This window comes from Sporofaciens musculi, from assembly GCF_009830285.1.
GTDB classification, from domain to species: Bacteria; Bacillota; Clostridia; order Lachnospirales; family Lachnospiraceae; genus Sporofaciens; species Sporofaciens musculi.
Genome location: NZ_WUQX01000001.1, coordinates 2,788,716 through 2,809,506 on the forward strand (window position 1 = coordinate 2,788,716; position 20,791 = coordinate 2,809,506).

Consider the following 20,791-nt stretch of genomic DNA (forward strand, 5'->3'; position numbering starts at 1 on the left):
CCTCATTCAAAACAAGCCCTGATTACTTCGATAATCCGATTCTGTTCTTCCTCCGTCATCTTTACATGGCTTGGAAGGCACAGTCCCCGATTGAAAATATCCATTCCAACATCCAAACTGCTGCTTCCCAAACAGGAACCCTCCCTGCCGATAAACTCGTTTCTCCTGTAGATTGGCTGCATATGCATCGGTTTCCAGATTGGCCGCCCTTCCGCACGGATGAAGCCCATTGCTTCGAGAATTTCCGTAGGACAACTCTTGCCATGCTCTGGTACATAACAACTATCCCGTTCTCCCCGTACCTGCCTGCACATGGCTTCCGGTTTAATGAGCATACATGACAGCCAAAAGTTCGGCTCACTGTTCTTTTCGTCATATGGATTCATGGATACAGGCAGCCCTTCAAGCCCCTTTTTATATCTTTCATAAATCCTCTTTTTCAATGCAATATGTTCTTCAAGATATGGAAACTGCCCTCTTAACACTCCGGCAACTACATTGCTCATACGGTAGTTATATCCTAATTCCTCGTGCTGATACCACGGCGCATCTTCTCTGCTCTGTGTACTCCATTTCTTTACCTTCCTGCTTGCCTCAAAAGAATTTGTCACCAGCATACCGCCGGCTGTGCCTGTTATGATTTTGTTTCCATTGGCTGACAGACACCCTGCCATCCCCAAAGACCCCGTTTGCCTTCCCCGATATACCGCGCCGAAAGACTCTGCCGCATCTTCTATCATAACCGCGCCGTTTTTGTCGCAGACAGCTTTTATTTCATCCATCTTTGCAGGCGTCCCATAAAGATGGGCTATCACAACAATTTTTACCTCCGGATAAAGCTTGAAAGCTTTTGCCAATGCCTCAGGGTCCATATTCCAGGTCTCATACTCTGTATCAATGAAAACAGGGATTCCTCCTTCGTAGACAATGGGATTGCATGAGGCGTCAAAAGTACAGTCACTGCAAAAAACTTTTTTCTGGAACAGGGCGCCAAATCCGATCTTCGGCTTTCCATAGACAGCCTCTCCAGCCAGCTTCAAGGCCATGTGTAGTGCGGCTGTCCCGGCAGACAAGCCAACGCAATACTTTACTCCAATCTTCCCTGCCGTAAGCCGTTCCACTTCTTCGATATTCTTTCCTGCCGTGGTCATCCAGTTTGTTTCATAAGCCTCTGTCATATAGGTTTGTTCCGGCCCGTGCATAAACGGCTTTGCAAGCCATACTTTTTCCTCAAACGGCCTATAATTCTTATTTACAAACATAATTATTTTCTCTCCCTTTTACCCACAAAAATAAGAAGGTCATCCCTTCTCAGTTTGCTTCCCTGTCTTCTTTTAGTTTTATCCCCAGGTAAATCTTCCTCTTCTCCCCTAAAAACTCCTGTTCCACACAGACATAACGTTTCCGGAGCCTCTGCCTGACTACATGTCTTAGATACACTCCCACAGCGCCGTCTGCACTCACAATCGTCCCTTCTTCATCCACCTCAACCAAAGACCGCCGAACGATATGCTCTTGATTCTGTACATTTTTTAAAAATATTTCTTCTTCCTTTGACACGCAAAAAAATGTATCTTCTTCATCACTCAGCAGCTTTGTAAGCTTCGGAACCCGTTTTAACTCCAAATACATCTGCCTGGGGCTGTCTGTCACTACAAAAATATATGCCGGAAACAAGGGACGTAAGAATGTCTCATATCCTTTTTCCGTCTTTCTGGCACATTCTCTATTCATACAAAAACATTCTTTATAATGCTTTTTGGAAATCATTTTCTCAATTAATCCTACCAGTTTTTCTTCATCCCCTGTTCGGGTCTGAATTACATACCACATTTCATCACCTCTTTACAGGTTTTTCTTATAAAAATGTATACCCAAAGGGCATCCCGTAATCCATGCCCCTAGCGGGGCGGGCGGACTGCGTCCATTAAGGTATGCTTCGCCATATCCACAGCTAAAAAAGCTCTGAACTCTTTTTTTGCACCATTATTACAGACTCCCACCAAATCATGGCACTAACCACAACCTGATTTTCTGAACCTGTTTTTGTTGCTTCTTTCCTAATGTGCCGACACATTTACTTTCAGACAAATGACGCAGCACACTAGTTTTTCTCTACAATCTCAAGCCCTGCCAGAATACTTCCAGACACAGAACCTTCCGGCGGTTTCAACCTTGCCAGCCGCTTATGCCTGTCAATCCGGCAGATTCTTTCCTCCATTCCCTGCAAGGGGCCTTCTGTAATCAGGGTAACTCCATCCCGTATAACGCCTTTCGACATACCAAGATGGCGCGCTTCTTTGCACAAAGAGGTTAAGAATAATTCTTCCTTCTTCTGGACATGGAGAATCGCTTTTTTCTCTTGGAGGAAATTCTCCACTCCTTTATGTTGCTGCCATTCTTCTGCCAGCGCTTTTTCGTTATCACTTTCCAGAAATACATAACCTGGAAACATCAACTGTTTTTCTACATGCCATTTTCCTTGGAACTTACGCATTCTGTCATAAGTGAAAATAAATGCGTCCTTTAACGCTGCCTTGGACATGTTTCGTTTGAAGGAGTTTAGAATCTTCCGTTCATTTTGTCTTGGACAATAAAGCAGATACCAGATATCAATCACTTCCTTCGCAGAGTAAGATACTCTGCGAAAATTTTGGGGTAAAATTTATAGATAATTAAATGATTTTCAAAGATAAATACAGTTCTTTTTGATAATAGACTCAAACACATAGACTTTTTTGTTTGATTTTCTTTTGTGATTTTGCAACAAATTTTTACAAAAGTAAATTAAGTGTTGATTTATTAGTTTTAGGTGGTTATAATAATTATGCTGTTAAAGCAAAAAAATCGCAGAGTATCTTACTCTGCGATTTTTATAATTAAAAACATCCCCATGCATTTGAAATTACCTCTTGATATCATAGTTCATATTCACCAGATTACGGATGGATTCTACATCATCTGTAATATTCCCGTCTCCATGGATGGTGTGCTTAATCACACTGCTGGCCACCGCAAAGTTTGCCATGTCCAACGGTTCATAATGATTCATTATTGCATAGAGCAGTCCGCTGGCAAACGCGTCTCCGCCGCCCACCCGATCCAGGATATGAAAGGTGAAGCGTTTACTCTCGAACGTGCGTCCCTGATACCAGATATAAGCCATGAGGCTGTTCTCGCTTCCGCTGTGGACAAAACGGACATGGCGGGCAATACATTTCAAATTTGGATAGCGTTCCACAAATTTCCGGAATACTTTATCCTGCTGCTCATAGCCTGGCTGCAGGGGCAGTCCGTCCTTCCAGTCGCCTTTCCCATAGTTTTCCTCATCCTTCCAAAGGTGATACGGCTCAATGCCCAACAATACATCTACATAGGGCAAACATTGGGTGCAGTAGCCGCGAGCCTCCTCCCAGGTCCAAAGCTTGCTGCGGAAATTGCCGTCAAAGCTGACGGTCAGTCCCTTTTTCTTCGCTTTCTTCAGGCATCTGAGAACAAATTGTGCGCAGCTCTTTGACAGAGCCGGCGTTATGCCGCTGAGATGAAGCCAGCCAAAACCTTCCAGCAGCGCGTCCAGATCCACTTTGGAAAAGTCATATTCCGTAATGGCGCTGTGCCGCCGGTCATAGGTGACTTTACTGGGACGGATGCCATAGCCCGTTTCCAGATAATAACTTCCCAACCGATGGGACGGTGTTTCCTCTTGCGTGGAGAAAATAACCGGAGCGCAGTGAACATCATTAGCGCGAAGCATCCGCACAGCGCTTTTACCCAGAGAATTATTTGGCACGACGCTGAAAAAGGTGCTGTCCACTCCCAGATTTGCCAATGCTAAGGCAATGTTCGCCTCACTGCCCCCGTAACTTGCCTCAAAGCTTTGGGCCGCGCGTATTTTCCCATAATTAGGCGGCGTGAGGCGCAGCATGATTTCACCCATCGTAATGAATCTGTTCTTGTTTTTTTCCTGAACGAAAGGAACCATATGTTCCATAACGCATCCCTCCCTCGTAATATTTACCTTTGAATCCCTCCCGAACCGTCGCCGCCTGCCAGTTTTTCTACCTCCGGCAATGTGACCATATTGTAATCATCTTCCACGGAATGCTTCAATGCCGAAGCCTCAGAAGATAATGCTGTGTCGGGAATATCTTTTACTGCGGCTCCCAACCGGACAGCGTCTACAATATTCCGGGATTTTTGACATAGCCTGCTGATTTCTTTCCAATTCTGGCTGTCAATCAATTCCGCCGTCACCATATAAGATCCTCCGCAGGCGGCAATGACCGGCGAAGCAATATAATCCGCCAGATTTTTCAAAGAAATGCCTCCCGTAGGCATAACCTTAAACTGAGGGAAGGGGGCGCTCATGGCCTTGATCTTCGCCAGGCCGCCGGACTGCTCCGCTGGAAAGAATTTTAACACTTCCAGCCCAAACTTCAGAGCGGCGTGGTAATCGCTGGGCGTGGTACACCCCGGATAGATCGGGATGTTCTTTTCCTGTGCATAAGCCACCAGCTCCACATCGAAACCGGGAGTGACAATGAATTGCCCTCCTGCGGCGATTGCCGCATCAATCTGCGCAGTTTCCGTAACCGTTCCGGCTCCTACCATCATCTCAGGGCACGCTTCCTTCATCAGCCGAATAGCCGTATCCGCTCCAGCAGCGCGGTATTCATTTCGGTAGCCATATAACCGGGCGCGATTGCGTTGACATTAATCCCCCGTCCCGCCCACTCATTGCACAGAGCCTTGGTCAGCAGCGCGACGCCGCCTTTGGCTGAAGCATAAGCAGGAATGGTAAAACCACCGAAAAACGACTGCATCGAAGCAATGTTAATAATCTTACCGTAACCGGCTTTCAGCATTTCCCGACCGGCCAGCTGACATAGCTCAAACGGAGCGGTCAGATTGATTTCAAGCACTGCGTCCCAGTCTTCCATCGGAAACTCCTCGCTTGGACAGCGGCGCTGAATCCCGGCACAGTTGACCAAAATATCAATCTTCCCGTCTAATCGTTCTATAGACCGGACAAAGGCAGCCTTTAGGCTTTCTCTGTTTCCCAAATCCGCCGTTATCCCGTGGCAGCAAAATCCTCTGTCCCGAAATTCTTGGGCTACGGCTTCCACTTTTTCGGAAGTTCCCCAAATCACCGTTTCCACGCCATATTCCATCAATCCCTCTGCCATTCCCCACCCCAGTCCTCTGGTCGCCCCTGTAATCAGGGCCTTCCGTCCCTTGATATCAAATAAATCCTTCAAAATGCACTCCTTTTTACGTCTGATTAAGCTACAGTTTTTCTGTATCCGATGGCTGTATCTACTTGATTCTTGAGCGGATCGCCGTTTAGGAAACGGCTCAAATTCTCCGCAAAAAGATTTACCACACGCGTATGCGTTTCCCTCAAATGATAAAACCCGGAAATATGAGGCGTAACCACTACGATATCCGCCTGCGGAAGCAGCCGGTCAAGGCTGCCAATCAGATGCACCTCGTCAGCGTAATCTGGTCTCGCAGTGTTTGTTCTGCGAACGCCGATTACCTTAGCTCCTAATGCCTTGCACTGCTTGCCGAACGCGCCGCCGATATCCCCCATGCCAAGCACCAGCACTGTACTTTTGTATATGGACCGAACCCCGCCCAGACTTTCCCATCGTTCCAGGCGCTGGTTATCACGGTATAATTCCAGTTTCTTCAAAACAGCCAGAGTCAGAGCCAGCATATGCTCGGATATAGCAAGCCCATAAGCCCCCGTCCCATTTGTCAGCACAGCGCCGGGCGCAAGCGCTCCAGGCCTTATATATGCCTCCACGCCAGCGCTTTCAGCCTGCAGCCATTTCAGCTTTTCTCCTCCGTGAAGAAATCCGGCAGGTACATTCCCCAGAATAATATCCGCCCAGTCTACGTCTTCCTGCGAAACAGGAGCTGTTTTCACCAAATTTTCAAAGGAAAGCTTCTGCCTTTTCAAGTCTGACAGAGCCGTTCCATCCCGAAACCGAAAGCTGCAGTCCGGACCTGCTTCCTGAAGCTGCCGCATATGGGATTCCTCCACCGGGACAGACACTAAGATATTTCTGCTTTTTTCCAAAATAATCCCTCCAAAGATACGAAACGCCAATTCAAACAACGTATACCGCCCGCCTTAGTACTCCAGATACGCGCCTTTCATTGGAGAAGCCGCCAGATCGGAGAATAACCGCAGTACGCCCCGCTGATACCTGGCCGGCTTAGGCTGCCAGCGTTTTCTCCGTTCGGAAAGAATTTCGTCTATCTCCTCCGGCGTTTTTCTCTGTCCTTCCACTCCGACAATCTCCAAAACCCGTTCCCGCACATCCAGATGGATCAGATCTCCCTCCTCTACCAGAGCGATAGGGCCTCCTGCCTGAGCCTCTGGAGAGCAGTGTCCAATCACAGGCCCCGTAGAAGCGCCGGAAAACCGCCCGTCTGTAATCAGGGCGATGCTCCGCCCCAGTTCTTTATCAGATGAGATAGCCTCGGAAGTATAAAACATTTCCGGCATCCCGGATCCTTTGGGACCCTCATAGCGGATAAACACTGCGTCGCCCGGCTGAACCCTGTGCCGGAGCACTGCCTCAATACACTCTTCCTCACTGTCAAAAGGACGGGCGTTAAGAACAGCCGAAAACATTTCCTCTGGACAGGCGGTATGCTTAATCACTGCGCCTTCGGGCGCCAAATTGCCCCGAAGCACTGCAATGGAGCCCTCCGTACCGAGAGCCTGATCATAGGGACGGATAATATCCTGTTGTGTCAGACTGAGTCCGTATTTTTTATTAGCCTTCTGAAGCCACTCCTGGCAGCGCTCATAAAAACCGTTTTGCTTCAGCTCCTCCAGATTTTCTCCCAGCGTTTTTCCGGTAACTGTCATAGCGTCTAAATGTAAAACGTCTTTGATTTCCTCCATAATCGCAGGCACGCCGCCGGCATAATAAAAGAACTCAGCCGGCCATCGTCCGGCGGGACGGATATCCAGCAGATAGTGAGCGCCGCGGTGAAGCCTGTCAAATGTGTCGCCGGAAATTTCATCGCTCAGGTCCTGCGTATCGCTACCGGTTCTACTACCGTAGCCTTGACCACCACTGCGGCTATTGTATCCGGCGCGGCGGCGGCGTCCGGCATTTCCCCCTATCCTGTGCGCCATTGCAGTATGCGCCGGCGGCATCGGGCTGTCCCTGCCTAACGACTCAGGCTTCTGGGCGGTTTCCCGTTTTTTTCACCTCAATGAAGTTGACACGATCCGCGGGTGGTCTTTGGGAGGCTTCGTTTCCGGCGTGTCCATCCTGATTTTTGTATGTATCCTCAGTTTGTTCCAGGGGTATCTGCCAGGTCTGCTTTAGCTTCAGATGAAAAAGGTGCAAAGCCTTTCATCATTCAATAAAGACTTTGCACCTTGATTTTATGCTGTTTATTTAGTTTCTGACTGCTCTTTCGGATCATGAGTTTCGATATACTCTATAAGATCAAGTATTTTTGTGTCGCTCATACCGGCTTCTCTAAGCTGCCTAATAAGATTAACAATCTCTTTACCTGTCATATCTTTACCTACTTTCTATAAGTGCCGTTTACTTGGTATTATTATATCACGCTTAGGGTATAAAGTCTATTGAATTGTCAACTTTATGTTTAGATTAGTAACAGTTCAGCCTGCAACCGCGCACTTGCTGCGCGGTTAGCAGCCAATGAATTGGAGCAGCTGGGAATCCGCCTCTTTGCCGCAGGCAAACTTTAAAATGGGCGGATTCCGTAACAGTGAAGCCGGAAGGCTGAACTGTTACTTAGATTAGCTTTTGCTAATCCCTTGTCTTTTTTCAATTGTTTCGCTATAATACAGTTAGCTGGCAATCGAATTGGAAAGGAACTTTTTTATTTATGGAAACATATTTTGAATCAATTAAGAACAAAGAGAGTTCTCTGCCTGAACAGGCGGCGGATCAGATTTCAAAATTAATTATACAGAATCACCTGACCGGCGAGAATAAACTTCCCAGCGAGTTTGAATTGGCGGAACTGCTGAACGTAGGCCGCGGCACTATCCGCGAAGCAGTCAAACTGCTGGTTGCCCGCAATGTTCTGGAAATCCGAAGAGGTAAGGGTACCTATCTTGCGCCAAATCCCGGAGAAGTTCCGGATCCTCTGGGATTTGCCTACTACCCGGATCAGATGCGGCTGGCGATGGATTTGGTGGAGATCCGCAGCCAGCTGGAGCCTTGGGTTGCCCGCATGGCGGCGGAACATGCAACTGCTGAGAACATCAAAATATTACGGGAATGCTGCTCTAAAGTGGAACAGGACATTCTGAATAAGCGCGATCACTCTCAAAACGACGTACAGTTCCATGTGGCCATCGCGGAATGCACGCAAAATCTGGTGGTTCCAAAGCTGATTCCCATTATCACATATTCCATCACGTTGTTTGTTTCATTGACAGAGAGCCGTCTGCGAACAGAAACAATCGTAGGACATCGGGAGCTTTTAGAAGCTATTAGCGACGGGGACGGTCTGCGCGCGGAGAAATCCATGATACAGCATATTGAATACAACAAAGCTTTATTACAGGAAATTACCCGGCGCGAAGGTGAAAAATAAATACTGTATACTATAGTGTCGCCGCTTTATGTCATCGCACCAGAAAGCGGCGTTTTATTTCTTTTCGATAACGATATAATGGCAAATCATCATACTCAAACGTCTCTGCCATATAAAACAATAAATGGGCAATCATCATATCCTCGTAAAGATATCCTGCCGGAAAAGCCTGGGATGATACCTATGTTAGAGAGAAAAATTTCAACCACTTTCTTCGCAGAGTAAACTACTCTGCGAAATATCAGAATCAATTCTATATCTTTAATATCCGTAACCTATCTCCCCCTCCCACATATTCTAACTGTAAGAGAGTCTTTTTATGAGGTATTTCCATGAATATTATGAATGCAACTCAGCAGGACACCCCTGATAAAGGAAAGCTGCAAATCAATATCACGTCAGAAATTACCGCCTATCCCGTAGCCGACGCCACAGTCTCCATCTCCTACACCGGAGTCCCCGACAGTCAGCTTGAAAAACTGAGCACTGATTCTTCCGGCCAGACTGAAACTATTGAGCTTAGCGCCCCTCCTTTAGAGTACAGCCTGAATGTGGAAAATGAGATTCAGCCCTACTCTGAGTATACCCTCCAGGTCGAAGCTCCAGGATACGAGCCTCTAAGTATCGCCGGTGCAGAAATCCTCTCCTCTGTCACCGCAATCCAGAACATAACCCTAAGACCTTTAGATACCACCGACCCCTCCGAAGAAATATTTGTCATTCCTGCACATACCCTCTATGGCTCATATCCCGCCAAGATACCAGAGGATGAGATTAAGCCCATGAACGAGACAGGCGAGATTGTCCTAAGCCGCGTGGTGGTTCCGGAGTACATCGTCGTACATGACGGAAGCCCCAGAGACAGCACAGCCAGGAATTATTATGTAAAGTATAAGGATTACATTAAGAATGTGGCGTCCAGCGAAATCTATGCTACCTGGCCTGCGGATACCATACGTGCAAACGTGCTGGCAATCATGTCCTTTACCCTAAATCGGGTATTTACGGAGTGGTATCGAAATCAGGGCTATGAGTTCACCATAACCTCCTCCACCGCATTTGACCACAAATGGATTCCGGAGCGCAACATTTTCAATACCATCTCCGTTATTGTAGACGAACTTTTTGCCGATTATCTGTCACGGCCAAATGTAAAGCAGCCAATACTGACCCAATACTGCGACGGAAGACAGGTCCAATGCCCCAACTGGATGACCCAATGGGGAAGCAAATCCCTTGGCGACCAGGGATATTCCCCTATTGAAATTCTCCGATACTTCTACGGAGACAACATGTACATCAATACTGCTGAGGCCATCTCAGGGATTCCCTCCTCCTGGCCTGGATACAATCTGGAAAATGGCTCCAGCGGAAGCAAGGTACGGCAGCTTCAGGAACAGATCAATGTAATTGCCACAGCCTACCCTGCCATTCCCAAATTAAACGTTGATGGAATCTACGGACCTGCCACCGCAGAAGCCGTCCGCAAATTCCAATCCGTTTTCGGCCTGCCGTCAACAGGAGTCGCTGATTATAAAACCTGGTACAAAATTTCTGAAATCTACGTAGGGGTATCACGGATTGCGGAATTAACTTAATGTGAAGCCATATTCTAACCCTCTCCCACATAAAAACAGGGATGTCGGAAAATAACACAACCGACATCCCCATATATAGTTCTCATCATCTCTTATTTTAACATTTCCGCAAAGTCTGCCAGCTTTTCCGAAATCTTAATCTGCTGCGGACAGACAGCCTCACAGCTTCTGCAACCTACGCAGGCAGACGGAAGCTTATCCTCCGGTACCGCCATCAGCGCCATAGGAGCAATAAATCCGCCGCCTGTAAATTTATGCTCATTGTACAGCTTCAGCATGGAAGGAATATCAATCCCCTGAGGGCAGTGAGTGGTGCAATAGCGGCATGCCGTACAGGGCACTCCGTTGACCATACTGTCAGCAATTCCAAGCAGAGTCTCCATCTCCTCTTTATTAAGCGGATTTTCACTCTCAAATGTATGTATATTCTTTTCAAGCTGCTCATAATTCGACATTCCGGACAGCGTAACCACCACATTGGGAATCGACTGCAGGAAACGGAACGCCCATGCCGGAATCTCCTCCTTGGGGCGAAGGGCAGTTAATTTTTGTTCATTCTCCAAAGAAAGAGAAGCCAGCATACCGCCCCTTAAAGGCTCCATAACCCAAATCGGAATCTTGTATTCATTCAGCAAATCTACCTTGGCCTTTGCCTCCTGGAAATCCCAATCCACGTAATTAAGCTGAATCTGACAAAACTCCATATCTTTGCCATAGGCGTCAAGGAAACGCTTCATTACATCATAGCTTCCATGAACAGAGAAGCCCAAATGATGGATTCTGCCTCTCTCCTTCTGCTTCATCAGATAGTCATAAATCCCATACTGCTCATCCAGATATTCATTAATGTTCATCTCACAGACATTGTGAAACAGATAGAAATCAAAATATGAAACCTGGCATTTTTCAAGCTGCTTGTCGAAAATTTCTTCCACCTTCGTCATATTTTCAAGGTCATATCCTGGAAACTTAGTCGCCAGGTAAAACTTCTCCCTTGGATATTTACTCAATACCCTTCCCATCACAAGCTCTGAATTCCCTGCATGGTAACCCCACGCCGTATCAAAATAATTAATTCCTTGATTGAAGGCATACTCAACCATCTTCGCTGTCGCCGCCTCGTCGATTTCCTCGTCCCTGCCGTCAATCACCGGAAGGCGCATTGCGCCCATACCAAGCGCAGACAATTTCAAATCTTGAAACTCCTTATAAACCATAGCCATTATCCTCCTTTAATCCCAGACCAGTCTGCCTGTCTTCATCGCCTTGTCATAACAGGAAATCTTATACTCCAATCTTTCCATCGTTCTTTGGATGGCCTCTAACTGTACTGTAAGCTGCTCCTTCTGCTTTAGCAAAAGCTTATGCCTGTCAGGAATCGTCTCATCCCCCTTCTGGCTTAACCGGACATACTCCGCCAATGTCAAAAGAGGCAGGCCCGCTAAACGCATACAGCCCGCAAGCTCGACCCAACCACAGTCCTCCTCCGTATAATCCCGAAGTCCGTTCTCGGTCCGGTGTACCGGAGGAATAACTCCAATCCGTTCATAATATCTCAAAGTATCCTGAGAAATTCCATATCTTTTACTTACTTCTGAGATGGTCATACCCTCACCTCTCCCTCTCGAAGCCTAATTTTCCTGGTTATGCGGCAACCTGATATAACCACTATATCATCTGGAGTTCACTCTAAGTCAATATATAATATTAAAATAAATTCATTTTTAAAAGAATACCCTGCGGATATCATTGAACATCACAAACACCATCAGAGCCATCAACAGCGCAATCCCTATCATATGGACATACCCCTCCTTCTCTGGCGGCACCCGTTTTCTGCGTATCGCCTCCACAAACAAGAACACCAGACGCCCGCCGTCCAGAACCGGAAGGGGCAATAGATTCATGACTCCCAGATTTGCCGACAGCATAATGGCAATATTCAACAGCTCGACCACTACCACAAAGCCTCCATAATTCCGGCTCTCCTGGTAGGTGTCCTCCACAACATCCACGATTCCCACAGGTCCCGTCAGATTATTGATGCTGACCTTTCCCGTAACCAGCATCTTAAGACTCTCAAGCGTTGTGCTGACCCAATAATTCACCGAATAGGCGCCGTACTGTACCGCCTTTAGGATATTTGCCTTCTGATATCCCTCGGAGGAAATGCCAAGACGATAATACCCCAGCTCCTCGTCCATCTTAGGAGACACCATTACAGTATATTCTTTTCCGTCGCGGCTGTAAGTAATCTCAACATCCTCTCCCTGGTGGAACTGATTGTATATAGTAATCTCTCGGAAAATACGGATCTTTTTATTTCCCATCTTCTCAATCCTGTCGCCTGCCATAAGACCCGCCTCTGCGGCCGGAAGCCCTTCCTCCACAGAAGCCGCCACAGGGCGGTCGTATCCAACCATGGCCGTCAGGATGACTGCAAATATAAACGCCAGGATAAAATTAAACACAGGTCCCGCCGCAATCACGGAAATCCTTGCCCAGACAGACTTGTTATTAAAATTATTGGGCGAAGCCGTGGCCTCCTCATCCTCCCCCATGGCGCAGAAGCCGCCGATTGGAAAGATACGGACTGCATACCTGGTTCCCTTATACTCCCGTGAATAGAGGGTCGGACCCATTCCGATGGCAAATTCATCTACATCAATGCCATTCTTCTTCGCCAGTAAAAAATGCCCCAATTCATGAAAGAACACGATAAAACTAAAGATAATGATTGCTAATATAATACCCAAATTACGAGTTACCTCCTACTGTTGATCCTGTCATAAGTTGCAGCCTCCGCATCCAGAATCTCCTGGAGAGAAGGGTTATCAATATTCTTGTGGGCCTGCATGCAGTCTTCAATAATCTCCACAATCTCAAGGTACTTAATCTCCCGATTCAAAAACTGCCGGACTGCCAGCTCATTTGCCGCATTAAAGACCGTGGGGAGGGTGCCCCCCTTTCGCCCCGCATCATACGCCAGCTTCAAACCATAGAATGTATCCATGTCTGGTTTCTCAAAGTCCAGCTTACCAAGACTCCAGAAATCAATCCTCTCCCCTGGCAGAAATCTTCTCTTGGGATAGTACAGCGCATATTGGATCGGCAGCTTCATATCCGGCGTCCCAAGCTGAGCCATAATGGCGCCGTCTACATATTCCACCATAGAATGGATAATGCTCTGAGGCTGCACCACCACCTGGACCTGGTCCACGTCAACTCCGAACAGCCACTTTGCCTCAATGACCTCAAGGCCCTTATTAACCATGGTGGAGGAATCAATGGTAATCTTCTGCCCCATGGCCCAGTTGGGATGCTTTAGTGCATCCTCCACCCGAATTTCTAAAAGCTCCTCCTCCTTCTTCCCACGGAATGGGCCTCCCGACGCTGTCAAAAGAATCTTGTGAAGCGCCTTTTGCTCATTTCCCTGAAGCGACTGAAAAATAGCGCTGTGCTCGCTGTCCACAGGAAGGATAGACACCCGATTCTCCCTGGCCAACGGCATAATGATATGTCCTGCTGTCACCAGCGTCTCCTTATTGGCAAGGGCGATATCCTTCCCCGCCTTAATCCCTTCAATAGTGGGACGAATCCCAATCATCCCCACAATCGCTGTCACTAGTATCTCCGTATTCCCAAGAGTTGATACCTCCAGAAGTCCATCCATTCCGGAAACCACCTTTGTATCCGTATCGGAAATGCATGCCTTTAGCTCACCTGCCTTCTCCTTGGACCAGACAGCCGCAATACGCGGATGAAATTCGCGAATCTGCTTCTCCAAAAGCCGGATATTGCTGCCCGCCGCAATGCCTTGCACCTCAATGTCTCCATTTTCTCTAACCACCTCAAGGGTTTGGGTTCCGATTGACCCTGTTGAACCTAATATGGCTATTTTCTTCATGATTTACCTCACTCATTATTAAATATTTTATCCCCAAAGGGCCCTCATTTACACATCGACTATCAGGCAACTCCCAGCCGTACTATATATATGCAGGAACCGTTCCCGACATTATAGAATAAACGAATCATTTATTTTTAAACAGTACGTTATACTGCAAGCATCGTCGCCAGATAATAGATGATTGGCGCAGTAAAAATCACACTGTCAAATCGGTCAAGAATCCCGCCATGTCCGGGAATCAGCTTCCCATAATCCTTAATCTCATGATTACGCTTAATGGCAGACGCCGCCAGATCTCCCACCTGGGAAATAGCGCCGCCAGCAGCACAGATGACAGCATAATGCACAGGGGAAGCCGACGCTCCTCCCCACTTGTTCATGGCAAGTGCAAACAGCACGCCAAGCATTGCAGCCCCCACAATTCCGCCAATTCCACCTTCTACAGACTTCTTGGGGCTCAACTTAGGCGCCATCTTATGCTTCCCAATCAGTACACCCACACAGTAAGCACAGGTGTCGCATCCCCATGAGCTTAAGAAGATGAGCCACACCACCACTCTGCCATCCTCCAACATACGAGTCTGGTACACGTATGAAAGCATAACAGCCACATAGAAAAAGCCAAAGAACACCGTCATAACCTGTTCTGCCAAAAAAGTGGGAAATGTAAACACATACACAGCCATCAGAAGCACCAAGAACAGGATGGAAAGCATGGTCATATACTCCTCAGCCTGGCACCACAAAAGTCCATAATAGGCCAAGGCCGCCAGATATCCCACCATTCCTAACGCCTTACCCTGAACACCAACTACTTTATATAATTCCGTCATCCCCACCAGACTGATGGCGCCAATAAACGCAAATAAAAGCTCTCCGCCTGTTCCAACCGTCGCCACCAGCACGATTACAAGCACAATCCCGCTTAACAGCCTCGTCCTAAACATTTTTATTCCTGTTCCTCCTTTACCCCGCCAAAACGTCTGTCCCTGGCGTTATACTGTTCAATCGCCTTCATCAGTTCTTCCTTCGTAAAGTCCGGCCAGTGAATATCTGTAAAATAGAATTCCGTATATGCAAGCTGCCACATAAGGAAATTGGACAGCCGAAGCTCGCCGCTGGTACGAATCAGCAGATCCGGATCCGGAAGTCCGCGGGTATCCAGATAGCCCTCAAACAGCTTTTCATCAATGGCTTCCGGCTCTACCTTACCATCTCTACAGTCCCTGGCAAGCCTTCTGATTCCGCGAATCATCTCATCCCGACTGCCGTAGTTAATAGCAATCTGAAAATTCAACCCGCCGTTGTTCTTGGTAGCTTCTTCAAGCTCGCCAATCCTGGTTCTAATATCTTCATCCAGCCTGGATACATCGCCTATTACCCTGATCTTCATATCATTCTTTGCCGCTGTCTTAAGGCAGGTCTTCATATAATTGCGCAAAAGCTTCATCAGCGCAGAGACCTCGTCGCTTGGCCTGTTCCAGTTCTCTGTGGAAAACGCATACACAGTCAGATACTTTACGCCCATGCGATAAGCATCCTCACAGATGCGCTCTACATTCTTACTCCCCTGGGCATGACCGTAATTGCGCGGCATCCCCTTCGACTTCGCCCATCTTCCATTTCCGTCTAAAATAATCGCAACATGCTGCGGTATTACCATAAACTTCTCTCCTTTCCGGAAATATATTAAGCATGAATGGGGGGACAGACCCACACACAGGCTTCTGGTCTGCCCCCTCCCTCATTAAACCGTCATAACTTCTTTTGACTTATTGTCTACTGCCTTATCTACATCCTTTACAAACTTATCCGTCAGCTTCTGAAGCTCTGTCTCCATATCCTTAATCTCATCCTCCGAAACCTCTGTTCCCTTCAGCTTCTTTAACGCGTCATTGCCGTCTCTGCGGATGTTTCGGATTGCCACCTTTGCCGCCTCCCCTTTTTTCTTAACATCCTTCACCAGCTCTTTTCTGCGCTCCTCCGTAAGCTCAGGAAATACCAGACGAATCATGGTACCGTCATTGGTTGGATTGATTCCCAAGTCAGATACCTGGATTGCCTTCTCAATTACCTTGAGCATGTTCTTCTCCCATGGCTGAATCTGAATCATTCGCGGCTCTGGCACCGAAACATTCGCTACCTGCTGGATTGGGGAGGGCGTCCCGTAATAATCCACCTTAATCTTATTAAGCACGTTCGGGTTGGCGCGTCCTGCGCGGATGGTCCCCAGTTCACCGTCCAGGTTCGCCATGGTCTTATTCATTTTGTCCTTATACACCTGTAATTTTTCATTCATAATTGCTTCCTCCTTTATTCTACCCACACAATTCTATTCTCACACTATATTTTTGTAAATGTATCTATACCGTCACCTTAGTTCCCGTAAAGGTTCCTGTCATAGTCTCTACGATACTGTTCTCCTCATTCAGCCCAAACACCAGCATCGGCATCTTATTCTCCAGGCACATAATCGAAGCCGTCAAATCTACAGCCATCAGCTTCTGGTCAATCACCTCCTGGATCGAGATCTCATCATACTTCTTCGCCTGTGGATTCACCTTGGGGTCACTGTCATAGATTCCATCAATGGCCTTCGCCAACAGCATTGCATCCGCCTCAATCTCTATCGCTCTAAGCACAGCCCCCGTATCTGTTGAAAAATAAGGGTGCCCTGTTCCTCCTGCAAAGAAAATGACCTTCCCCTCCTCAAGAGCCTCTACTGCTCTGTCCTTGGAAAACAGTGTGGTAAACGCGCCGCACACGAATGGGGTAAATACCTCCGTCTTCATCCCTACATAACGGAAGATATCCGATACATAGATACAGTTCATCACTGTTGCAAGCATCCCAATCTGATCTGCCTTCACACGGTCAATCGTCTCGCTGGTTCTTCCGCGCCAGAAATTACCGCCTCCGGTCACAATCGCCACCTGGATTCCATCCTCCGTCAGCTTCTTCACCTGCTTCGCAACCCCCAAACAGGTGGCCTCGTCAAATCCGGTCTTCTTATCGCCTGCGAGAGCCTCCCCACTTAACTTTAACAATACTCTCTCCATCCGTCCATACTCCTTATTCTTCGTAATCTTCATTCTTTACATACTCAGTCAGAGCCGAAAATCCGCTCTTTAAAGAGGATTACTTCCGAATCCTCTGCCTTCAACATGATAAATTATATCATAGGAATAAAAAAAATGGAATACACTACCGCCAACATTCTACATGATTCTTACTTTACATTTAAATCTTTACAAAATTTCTCACCAAACGCAAAAATCGTCGAAATTGATTAAATTCTTAAATTGTTCATCTGGAATTGACAGCAATTTAACTAAGTGCTATAATATACCATAACAATTCGTTATGGATACATAACATTTTGTTATGATGCTATTGCATACAAGGGAAAGACACATACAGAAGCTCTAACCTTTGTTTTTTATTGTTCCGGCCCCTCAAACCGGAAGGATAAGCTTTAGTAAAACCAATAAAAAGGAATGAGGTGCAGTTTATGAGTAGTATTAGTATTGTAATTTTGTGTACGATTCTGGCTTATATGTGTCTGCTGATTGGCGTCGGCATATATAATGCAAAGAAGAACAACAGCAGTGAAGATTTCTATCTGGGCGGCAGGAAGATGGGCGCGCTGGTGGTTGCTATGAGCGCCGAGGCAAGCGACATGTCAAGCTGGCTTTTGATGGGACTTCCGGGAGTTGCCTATCTGACCGGCCTGGCAGATGCATTCTGGACAGCGGCAGGTCTGGCAATCGGTACATATCTGAACTGGCTCTTTACATCCAGAAGATTGAGACGATATTCCGAGAGAATCGGCGCAATCACGGTGCCGACCTTCTTTGCCAAGAGATTCCATGATGAGAAGAACGTCATCACAGCAATCTCCGCAGTCATTATCGTAATCTTCTTTGTTCCGTATGTAGCCTCCGGCTTTGCGGCGTGCGGCAAGCTGTTTAACTCCTTGTTCGGCATGGACTATATGACCGGAGTTATCGTATTTGCAATTATTATCGTAATCTATACGATTATGGGCGGATTTACCACAGTTGCAACCAATGACCTGATTCAGAGTATTGTCATGTCCATTGCGCTGGTTTCTATCGTAACCTTTGGTGTGAGCAACGCAGGCGGCATGGGAGCTGTTATGGACAACGCTAAATCCTTGTCCGGTTACCTCTCCCTCTCCGCAATCCATGACGCGGTTACAGGCACAGCGATTCCATATTCACCGCTGACGGCTGTATCCCTTCTGGCATGGGGAATCGGATACTTCGGTATGCCCCATATTCTGGTAAGGTTCATGTCCATTGAGGATGAGCAAAAACTGGTGCTTTCCAGACGCGTTGCTTCTATCTGGGTGACATTTGCCATGGGAATCGCAATCTTTATTGGTATCGTTGGTCTTGCAGTAGTCAATGCTGGCGGTATGGCTCCCTTGGAGGACAGCGAGCGTATCATCATCGCACTTACCAATGAACTGAGCCAGAACGGCGTTCTTATGGCTATCCTTGGAGGCGTCATCCTTGCAGGTATCCTGGCGGCCACCATGTCCACGGCAGACAGCCAGATGCTGGTTGCAGCCTCCGGTGTATCCGAGAACATTGTTCAGGATTTCCTCGGCAAGAAGCTTACGGAGAAGCAGGGGCTTAACATTGCCCGCGCTACCATTCTTGGCATCGCCGTAATCGCTCTGTTCCTAGCTAGAGACCCTAACTCCAGCGTATTCGGAATCGTATCCTTTGCATGGGCTGGTATGGGCGCCGCCTTCGCAGGCGTCATGATCTGCGCATTATTCTGGAAACGTACCACCTTACAGGGCGCGCTTGCGGGAATGATTGCAGGCGGAGCAATGGTATTTATCTGGAAATATATGGTTCGTCCACTGGGCGGAATCCTTGACATCTATGAACTGCTTCCGGCATTTCTGGTGTCCCTAATCACGATTATAGTGGTAAGTCTTGCTACAAAGGCTCCTTCCCAGGAGATTATTGATGAGTTTGACAGTGTTACTGTGAAAAAATAGCAACCTCTCGTTCATTTACCTAAGAAAAGAGGGCTGTCAGGAATGACCAGCCCTCTTTTCTGTCCATATTTTTTGTCTACGTATATCCTTTCTTCAGCACAGGAACCATCTCCTCTGGCTCCTCTTTCATCATTCCTTTTCGCTTATACTGGTGCATAATCCTGAAATACATCCCAAGCAGAAGCCCTGCCGCCAGAACCCACGCTGCCGGACTTGCAAGACAGATTCCCAGGAAACTACCAAACTGTGACGCCGCCAGGGCCGCAATACTTCGTCCCGCCAGCTCTGCGATTCCTGCCGTCATAGGCAGAAGTCCAAAGCCCATGCCCTGGATCCCGTTTCGGTAAATACTGACCACCGCCAGGAACACAAAGGAAGCCGCTGTACAGCGCAGGCTAATGTCCACGTACTCCGTAATCTCCCTTACATTTTCCGACACAAACAATACGGTCACGGATTTGCCCCAGAAGAATACCACAAGTCCTGTTAAGACTGCGTATATCCCTCCCATCCATGTGGCGCTTCTAAATCCCTGGCGAATCCTAAATATCTTTCCCGCCCCCATATTCTGGGCGCAATAGGTTGACATGGCCGTTCCCAACGCGATATATGCCTGCGTCACAATCTGTTCGATTTTCGCAGCCGCAGAATATCCTGCCACAGCCACAGAGCCAAACACATTCAGGGCCGTCTGGACTACAATCGTTCCAATAGCGGTGATGGAAAACTGAAACGCCATCGGGAAGCCAATCTTCATCTGCCATTTCATCAGATTCCAGTCCCCCCTCCAATCCTCTCTGGCAAGATGAAGCTCTGGTACGTATTTCACAATGTAGCACAGACATAATAGTCCTGACACTCCCTGGGAGATTACGGTTGCATAAGCTGCCCCCGCTGCACCCATGTGGAATACTATGATAAATACCAGGTCAAGCACAATATTCAAAAGGGCGGCAAGAATCAGAAAATACAGCGGTCTTTTGCTGTCTCCGATGGCCCTTAAAATTCCTGCCAACAGGTTATACAAAACTTGGGCAACGATTCCTCCACAGATTACCATAATATAAGCATAAGCCTGGTCATACATATCCGCCGGCGTATTCATCCAATGCAGAACATTTTTCATCAGCGTCATGCTCAGCACAGTGAGTATGACGGAAACGATCAACGACAGAATCGACGCGCACGCCACCGACTGGCGCATGGCCTTCTTATTTCCTGCCCCATAGTGCTGTGCAGTCACAACAGTAAATCCTGCCGTCATCCCCATCAGAAACCCCAGAATCAAAAACGTAAGGGTCCCGCAGGCTCCAACAGCCGCCAACGCCGTATTCCCAACAAATTTTCCCACAATCACAGTGTCCGCCATGCTGTAGAACTGCTGAAATACGTTTCCTATAAAAATAGGAATCGTAAAATTCAGCAGAATCTTCGCCGGTTTACCTGTGGTCATATCTCTCTCCATATCACTCCTCCTCTATCCTTCAAACTCCGCCATATAAGCAGATCACATCAATGATTTCTATGTAAAAAAAGAAAACTTTGTCTATTATATTAAATGTGATGTTTGAATACAATACATAATCTTACCAAAAAATATTTTTTTAATTCAAATTTTTGTTCACATATTATGCTTTTCCT

Annotated in this window: 21 protein-coding genes and 1 pseudogene; 4 read left to right on the forward strand and 18 right to left on the reverse strand. The window is 47.3% G+C overall.

The features are described from left to right. Nucleotides 1-2 precede the first annotated feature (2 nt). The 8 genes and pseudogenes from GN277_RS13935 to GN277_RS13970 form a co-directional block, all read right to left on the reverse strand. Entirely contained in the window at nucleotides 3-1,262 is a 1,260-nt protein-coding gene (locus GN277_RS13935) for a DegT/DnrJ/EryC1/StrS family aminotransferase (protein ID WP_159751590.1), read from the reverse strand. Between the two features lie 49 nt (nucleotides 1,263-1,311). Continuing rightward, the gene (locus tag GN277_RS13940) at nucleotides 1,312-1,833 is read right to left on the reverse strand and encodes a transcription termination/antitermination NusG family protein (protein WP_159751591.1); all 522 of its coding nucleotides are present in this window, start codon (nucleotides 1,831-1,833) and stop codon (nucleotides 1,312-1,314) included. A 271-nt stretch (nucleotides 1,834-2,104) separates the two neighbouring features. Beyond that, nucleotides 2,105-2,620 (reverse strand): transcription termination/antitermination NusG family protein, encoded by a 516-nt coding sequence (locus tag GN277_RS13945; protein ID WP_159751592.1) that lies wholly within the window; start codon nucleotides 2,618-2,620, stop codon nucleotides 2,105-2,107. A 285-nt stretch (nucleotides 2,621-2,905) separates the two neighbouring features. After that, nucleotides 2,906-3,991 carry a sugar kinase gene (locus GN277_RS13950; protein WP_159751593.1) on the reverse strand — a complete coding sequence of 362 codons (1,086 nt, stop codon included), beginning with the start codon at nucleotides 3,989-3,991 and terminating at the stop codon, nucleotides 2,906-2,908. A 23-nt stretch (nucleotides 3,992-4,014) separates the two neighbouring features. Continuing rightward, a complete protein-coding gene (locus GN277_RS13955) occupies nucleotides 4,015-4,635 on the reverse strand; it encodes a bifunctional 4-hydroxy-2-oxoglutarate aldolase/2-dehydro-3-deoxy-phosphogluconate aldolase (protein WP_159751594.1) in 621 nt (206 codons plus the stop codon). Then, a complete protein-coding gene (locus GN277_RS13960; protein ID WP_159751595.1) occupies nucleotides 4,635-5,258 on the reverse strand; it encodes an SDR family NAD(P)-dependent oxidoreductase in 624 nt (207 codons plus the stop codon). The genes GN277_RS13955 and GN277_RS13960 overlap by 1 nt, the downstream gene beginning before the upstream one ends. 23 nt (nucleotides 5,259-5,281) lie before the next feature. Beyond that, nucleotides 5,282-6,085 (reverse strand): NAD(P)-dependent oxidoreductase, encoded by an 804-nt coding sequence (locus GN277_RS13965; protein ID WP_244324719.1) that lies wholly within the window; start codon nucleotides 6,083-6,085, stop codon nucleotides 5,282-5,284. A gap of 54 nt (nucleotides 6,086-6,139) precedes the next feature. Then, nucleotides 6,140-7,042: pseudogene (locus GN277_RS13970) on the reverse strand (dihydroxy-acid dehydratase domain-containing protein); the annotation flags it as partial. 64 nt (nucleotides 7,043-7,106) lie between these two features. On the opposite strand from GN277_RS13970, the gene GN277_RS32415 reads away from it, so the two are divergent. After that, the gene (locus tag GN277_RS32415; RefSeq protein ID WP_244324720.1) at nucleotides 7,107-7,355 is read left to right on the forward strand and encodes a GntP family permease; all 249 of its coding nucleotides are present in this window, start codon (nucleotides 7,107-7,109) and stop codon (nucleotides 7,353-7,355) included. A 68-nt stretch (nucleotides 7,356-7,423) separates the two neighbouring features. On the opposite strand, the gene GN277_RS30915 is transcribed toward GN277_RS32415, so the two are convergent. Next, a complete protein-coding gene (locus GN277_RS30915) occupies nucleotides 7,424-7,552 on the reverse strand; it encodes a hypothetical protein (protein WP_280178607.1) in 129 nt (42 codons plus the stop codon). 335 nt (nucleotides 7,553-7,887) lie between these two features. On the opposite strand from GN277_RS30915, the gene GN277_RS13980 reads away from it, so the two are divergent. Together GN277_RS13980 and GN277_RS13985 are read left to right on the forward strand one after the other, a co-directional pair. Further along, nucleotides 7,888-8,604: a FadR/GntR family transcriptional regulator gene (locus GN277_RS13980; RefSeq protein ID WP_159751596.1), complete on the forward strand. Its 717-nt coding sequence runs from the start codon at nucleotides 7,888-7,890 to the stop codon at nucleotides 8,602-8,604. A gap of 332 nt (nucleotides 8,605-8,936) precedes the next feature. Then, a complete protein-coding gene (locus GN277_RS13985) occupies nucleotides 8,937-10,202 on the forward strand; it encodes a peptidoglycan-binding protein (protein ID WP_159751597.1) in 1,266 nt (421 codons plus the stop codon). A 92-nt stretch (nucleotides 10,203-10,294) separates the two neighbouring features. Here the strand turns inward: GN277_RS13985 and GN277_RS13990 are convergent, their stop codons facing one another. The 8 genes from GN277_RS13990 to pyrH all read right to left on the reverse strand — a co-directional run bounded on the left by GN277_RS13990 (nucleotide 10,295) and on the right by pyrH (nucleotide 17,171). Further along, complete coding sequence (locus GN277_RS13990; RefSeq protein ID WP_159751598.1) at nucleotides 10,295-11,419, reverse strand: aldo/keto reductase; 1,125 nt, start codon at nucleotides 11,417-11,419, stop codon at nucleotides 10,295-10,297. Between the two features lie 15 nt (nucleotides 11,420-11,434). After that, complete coding sequence (locus GN277_RS13995; protein WP_159751599.1) at nucleotides 11,435-11,809, reverse strand: MerR family transcriptional regulator; 375 nt, start codon at nucleotides 11,807-11,809, stop codon at nucleotides 11,435-11,437. A gap of 117 nt (nucleotides 11,810-11,926) precedes the next feature. Beyond that, nucleotides 11,927-12,958: an RIP metalloprotease RseP gene (gene rseP / locus GN277_RS14000; RefSeq protein ID WP_159751600.1), complete on the reverse strand. Its 1,032-nt coding sequence runs from the start codon at nucleotides 12,956-12,958 to the stop codon at nucleotides 11,927-11,929. A gap of 8 nt (nucleotides 12,959-12,966) precedes the next feature. Next, nucleotides 12,967-14,109: a 1-deoxy-D-xylulose-5-phosphate reductoisomerase gene (locus GN277_RS14005; protein ID WP_159751601.1), complete on the reverse strand. Its 1,143-nt coding sequence runs from the start codon at nucleotides 14,107-14,109 to the stop codon at nucleotides 12,967-12,969. Between the two features lie 149 nt (nucleotides 14,110-14,258). Continuing rightward, entirely contained in the window at nucleotides 14,259-15,059 is an 801-nt protein-coding gene (locus GN277_RS14010; RefSeq protein WP_159751602.1) for a phosphatidate cytidylyltransferase, read from the reverse strand. Between the two features lie 2 nt (nucleotides 15,060-15,061). Next, nucleotides 15,062-15,775 (reverse strand): isoprenyl transferase, encoded by a 714-nt coding sequence (locus GN277_RS14015; RefSeq protein WP_159751603.1) that lies wholly within the window; start codon nucleotides 15,773-15,775, stop codon nucleotides 15,062-15,064. 84 nt (nucleotides 15,776-15,859) lie between these two features. Next, nucleotides 15,860-16,411, reverse strand: a complete 552-nt coding sequence (frr, locus tag GN277_RS14020) for a ribosome recycling factor (RefSeq protein ID WP_159751604.1) — start codon at nucleotides 16,409-16,411, stop codon at nucleotides 15,860-15,862. 64 nt (nucleotides 16,412-16,475) lie between these two features. After that, on the reverse strand, nucleotides 16,476-17,171 hold the full coding sequence (gene pyrH, locus GN277_RS14025) for a UMP kinase (protein ID WP_159756778.1): 696 nt from the start codon (nucleotides 17,169-17,171) through the stop codon (nucleotides 16,476-16,478). A 452-nt stretch (nucleotides 17,172-17,623) separates the two neighbouring features. Here pyrH and GN277_RS14030 point away from each other — a divergent pair, with 452 nt between their 5' ends. Beyond that, nucleotides 17,624-19,150 (forward strand): sodium/proline symporter, encoded by a 1,527-nt coding sequence (locus tag GN277_RS14030; protein WP_159751605.1) that lies wholly within the window; start codon nucleotides 17,624-17,626, stop codon nucleotides 19,148-19,150. Nucleotides 19,151-19,226: 76 nt separating this feature from the next. Here the strand turns inward: GN277_RS14030 and GN277_RS14035 are convergent, their stop codons facing one another. Continuing rightward, on the reverse strand, nucleotides 19,227-20,615 hold the full coding sequence (locus GN277_RS14035) for an MATE family efflux transporter (RefSeq protein WP_159751606.1): 1,389 nt from the start codon (nucleotides 20,613-20,615) through the stop codon (nucleotides 19,227-19,229). Between the last annotated feature and the right edge of the window lie 176 nt (nucleotides 20,616-20,791).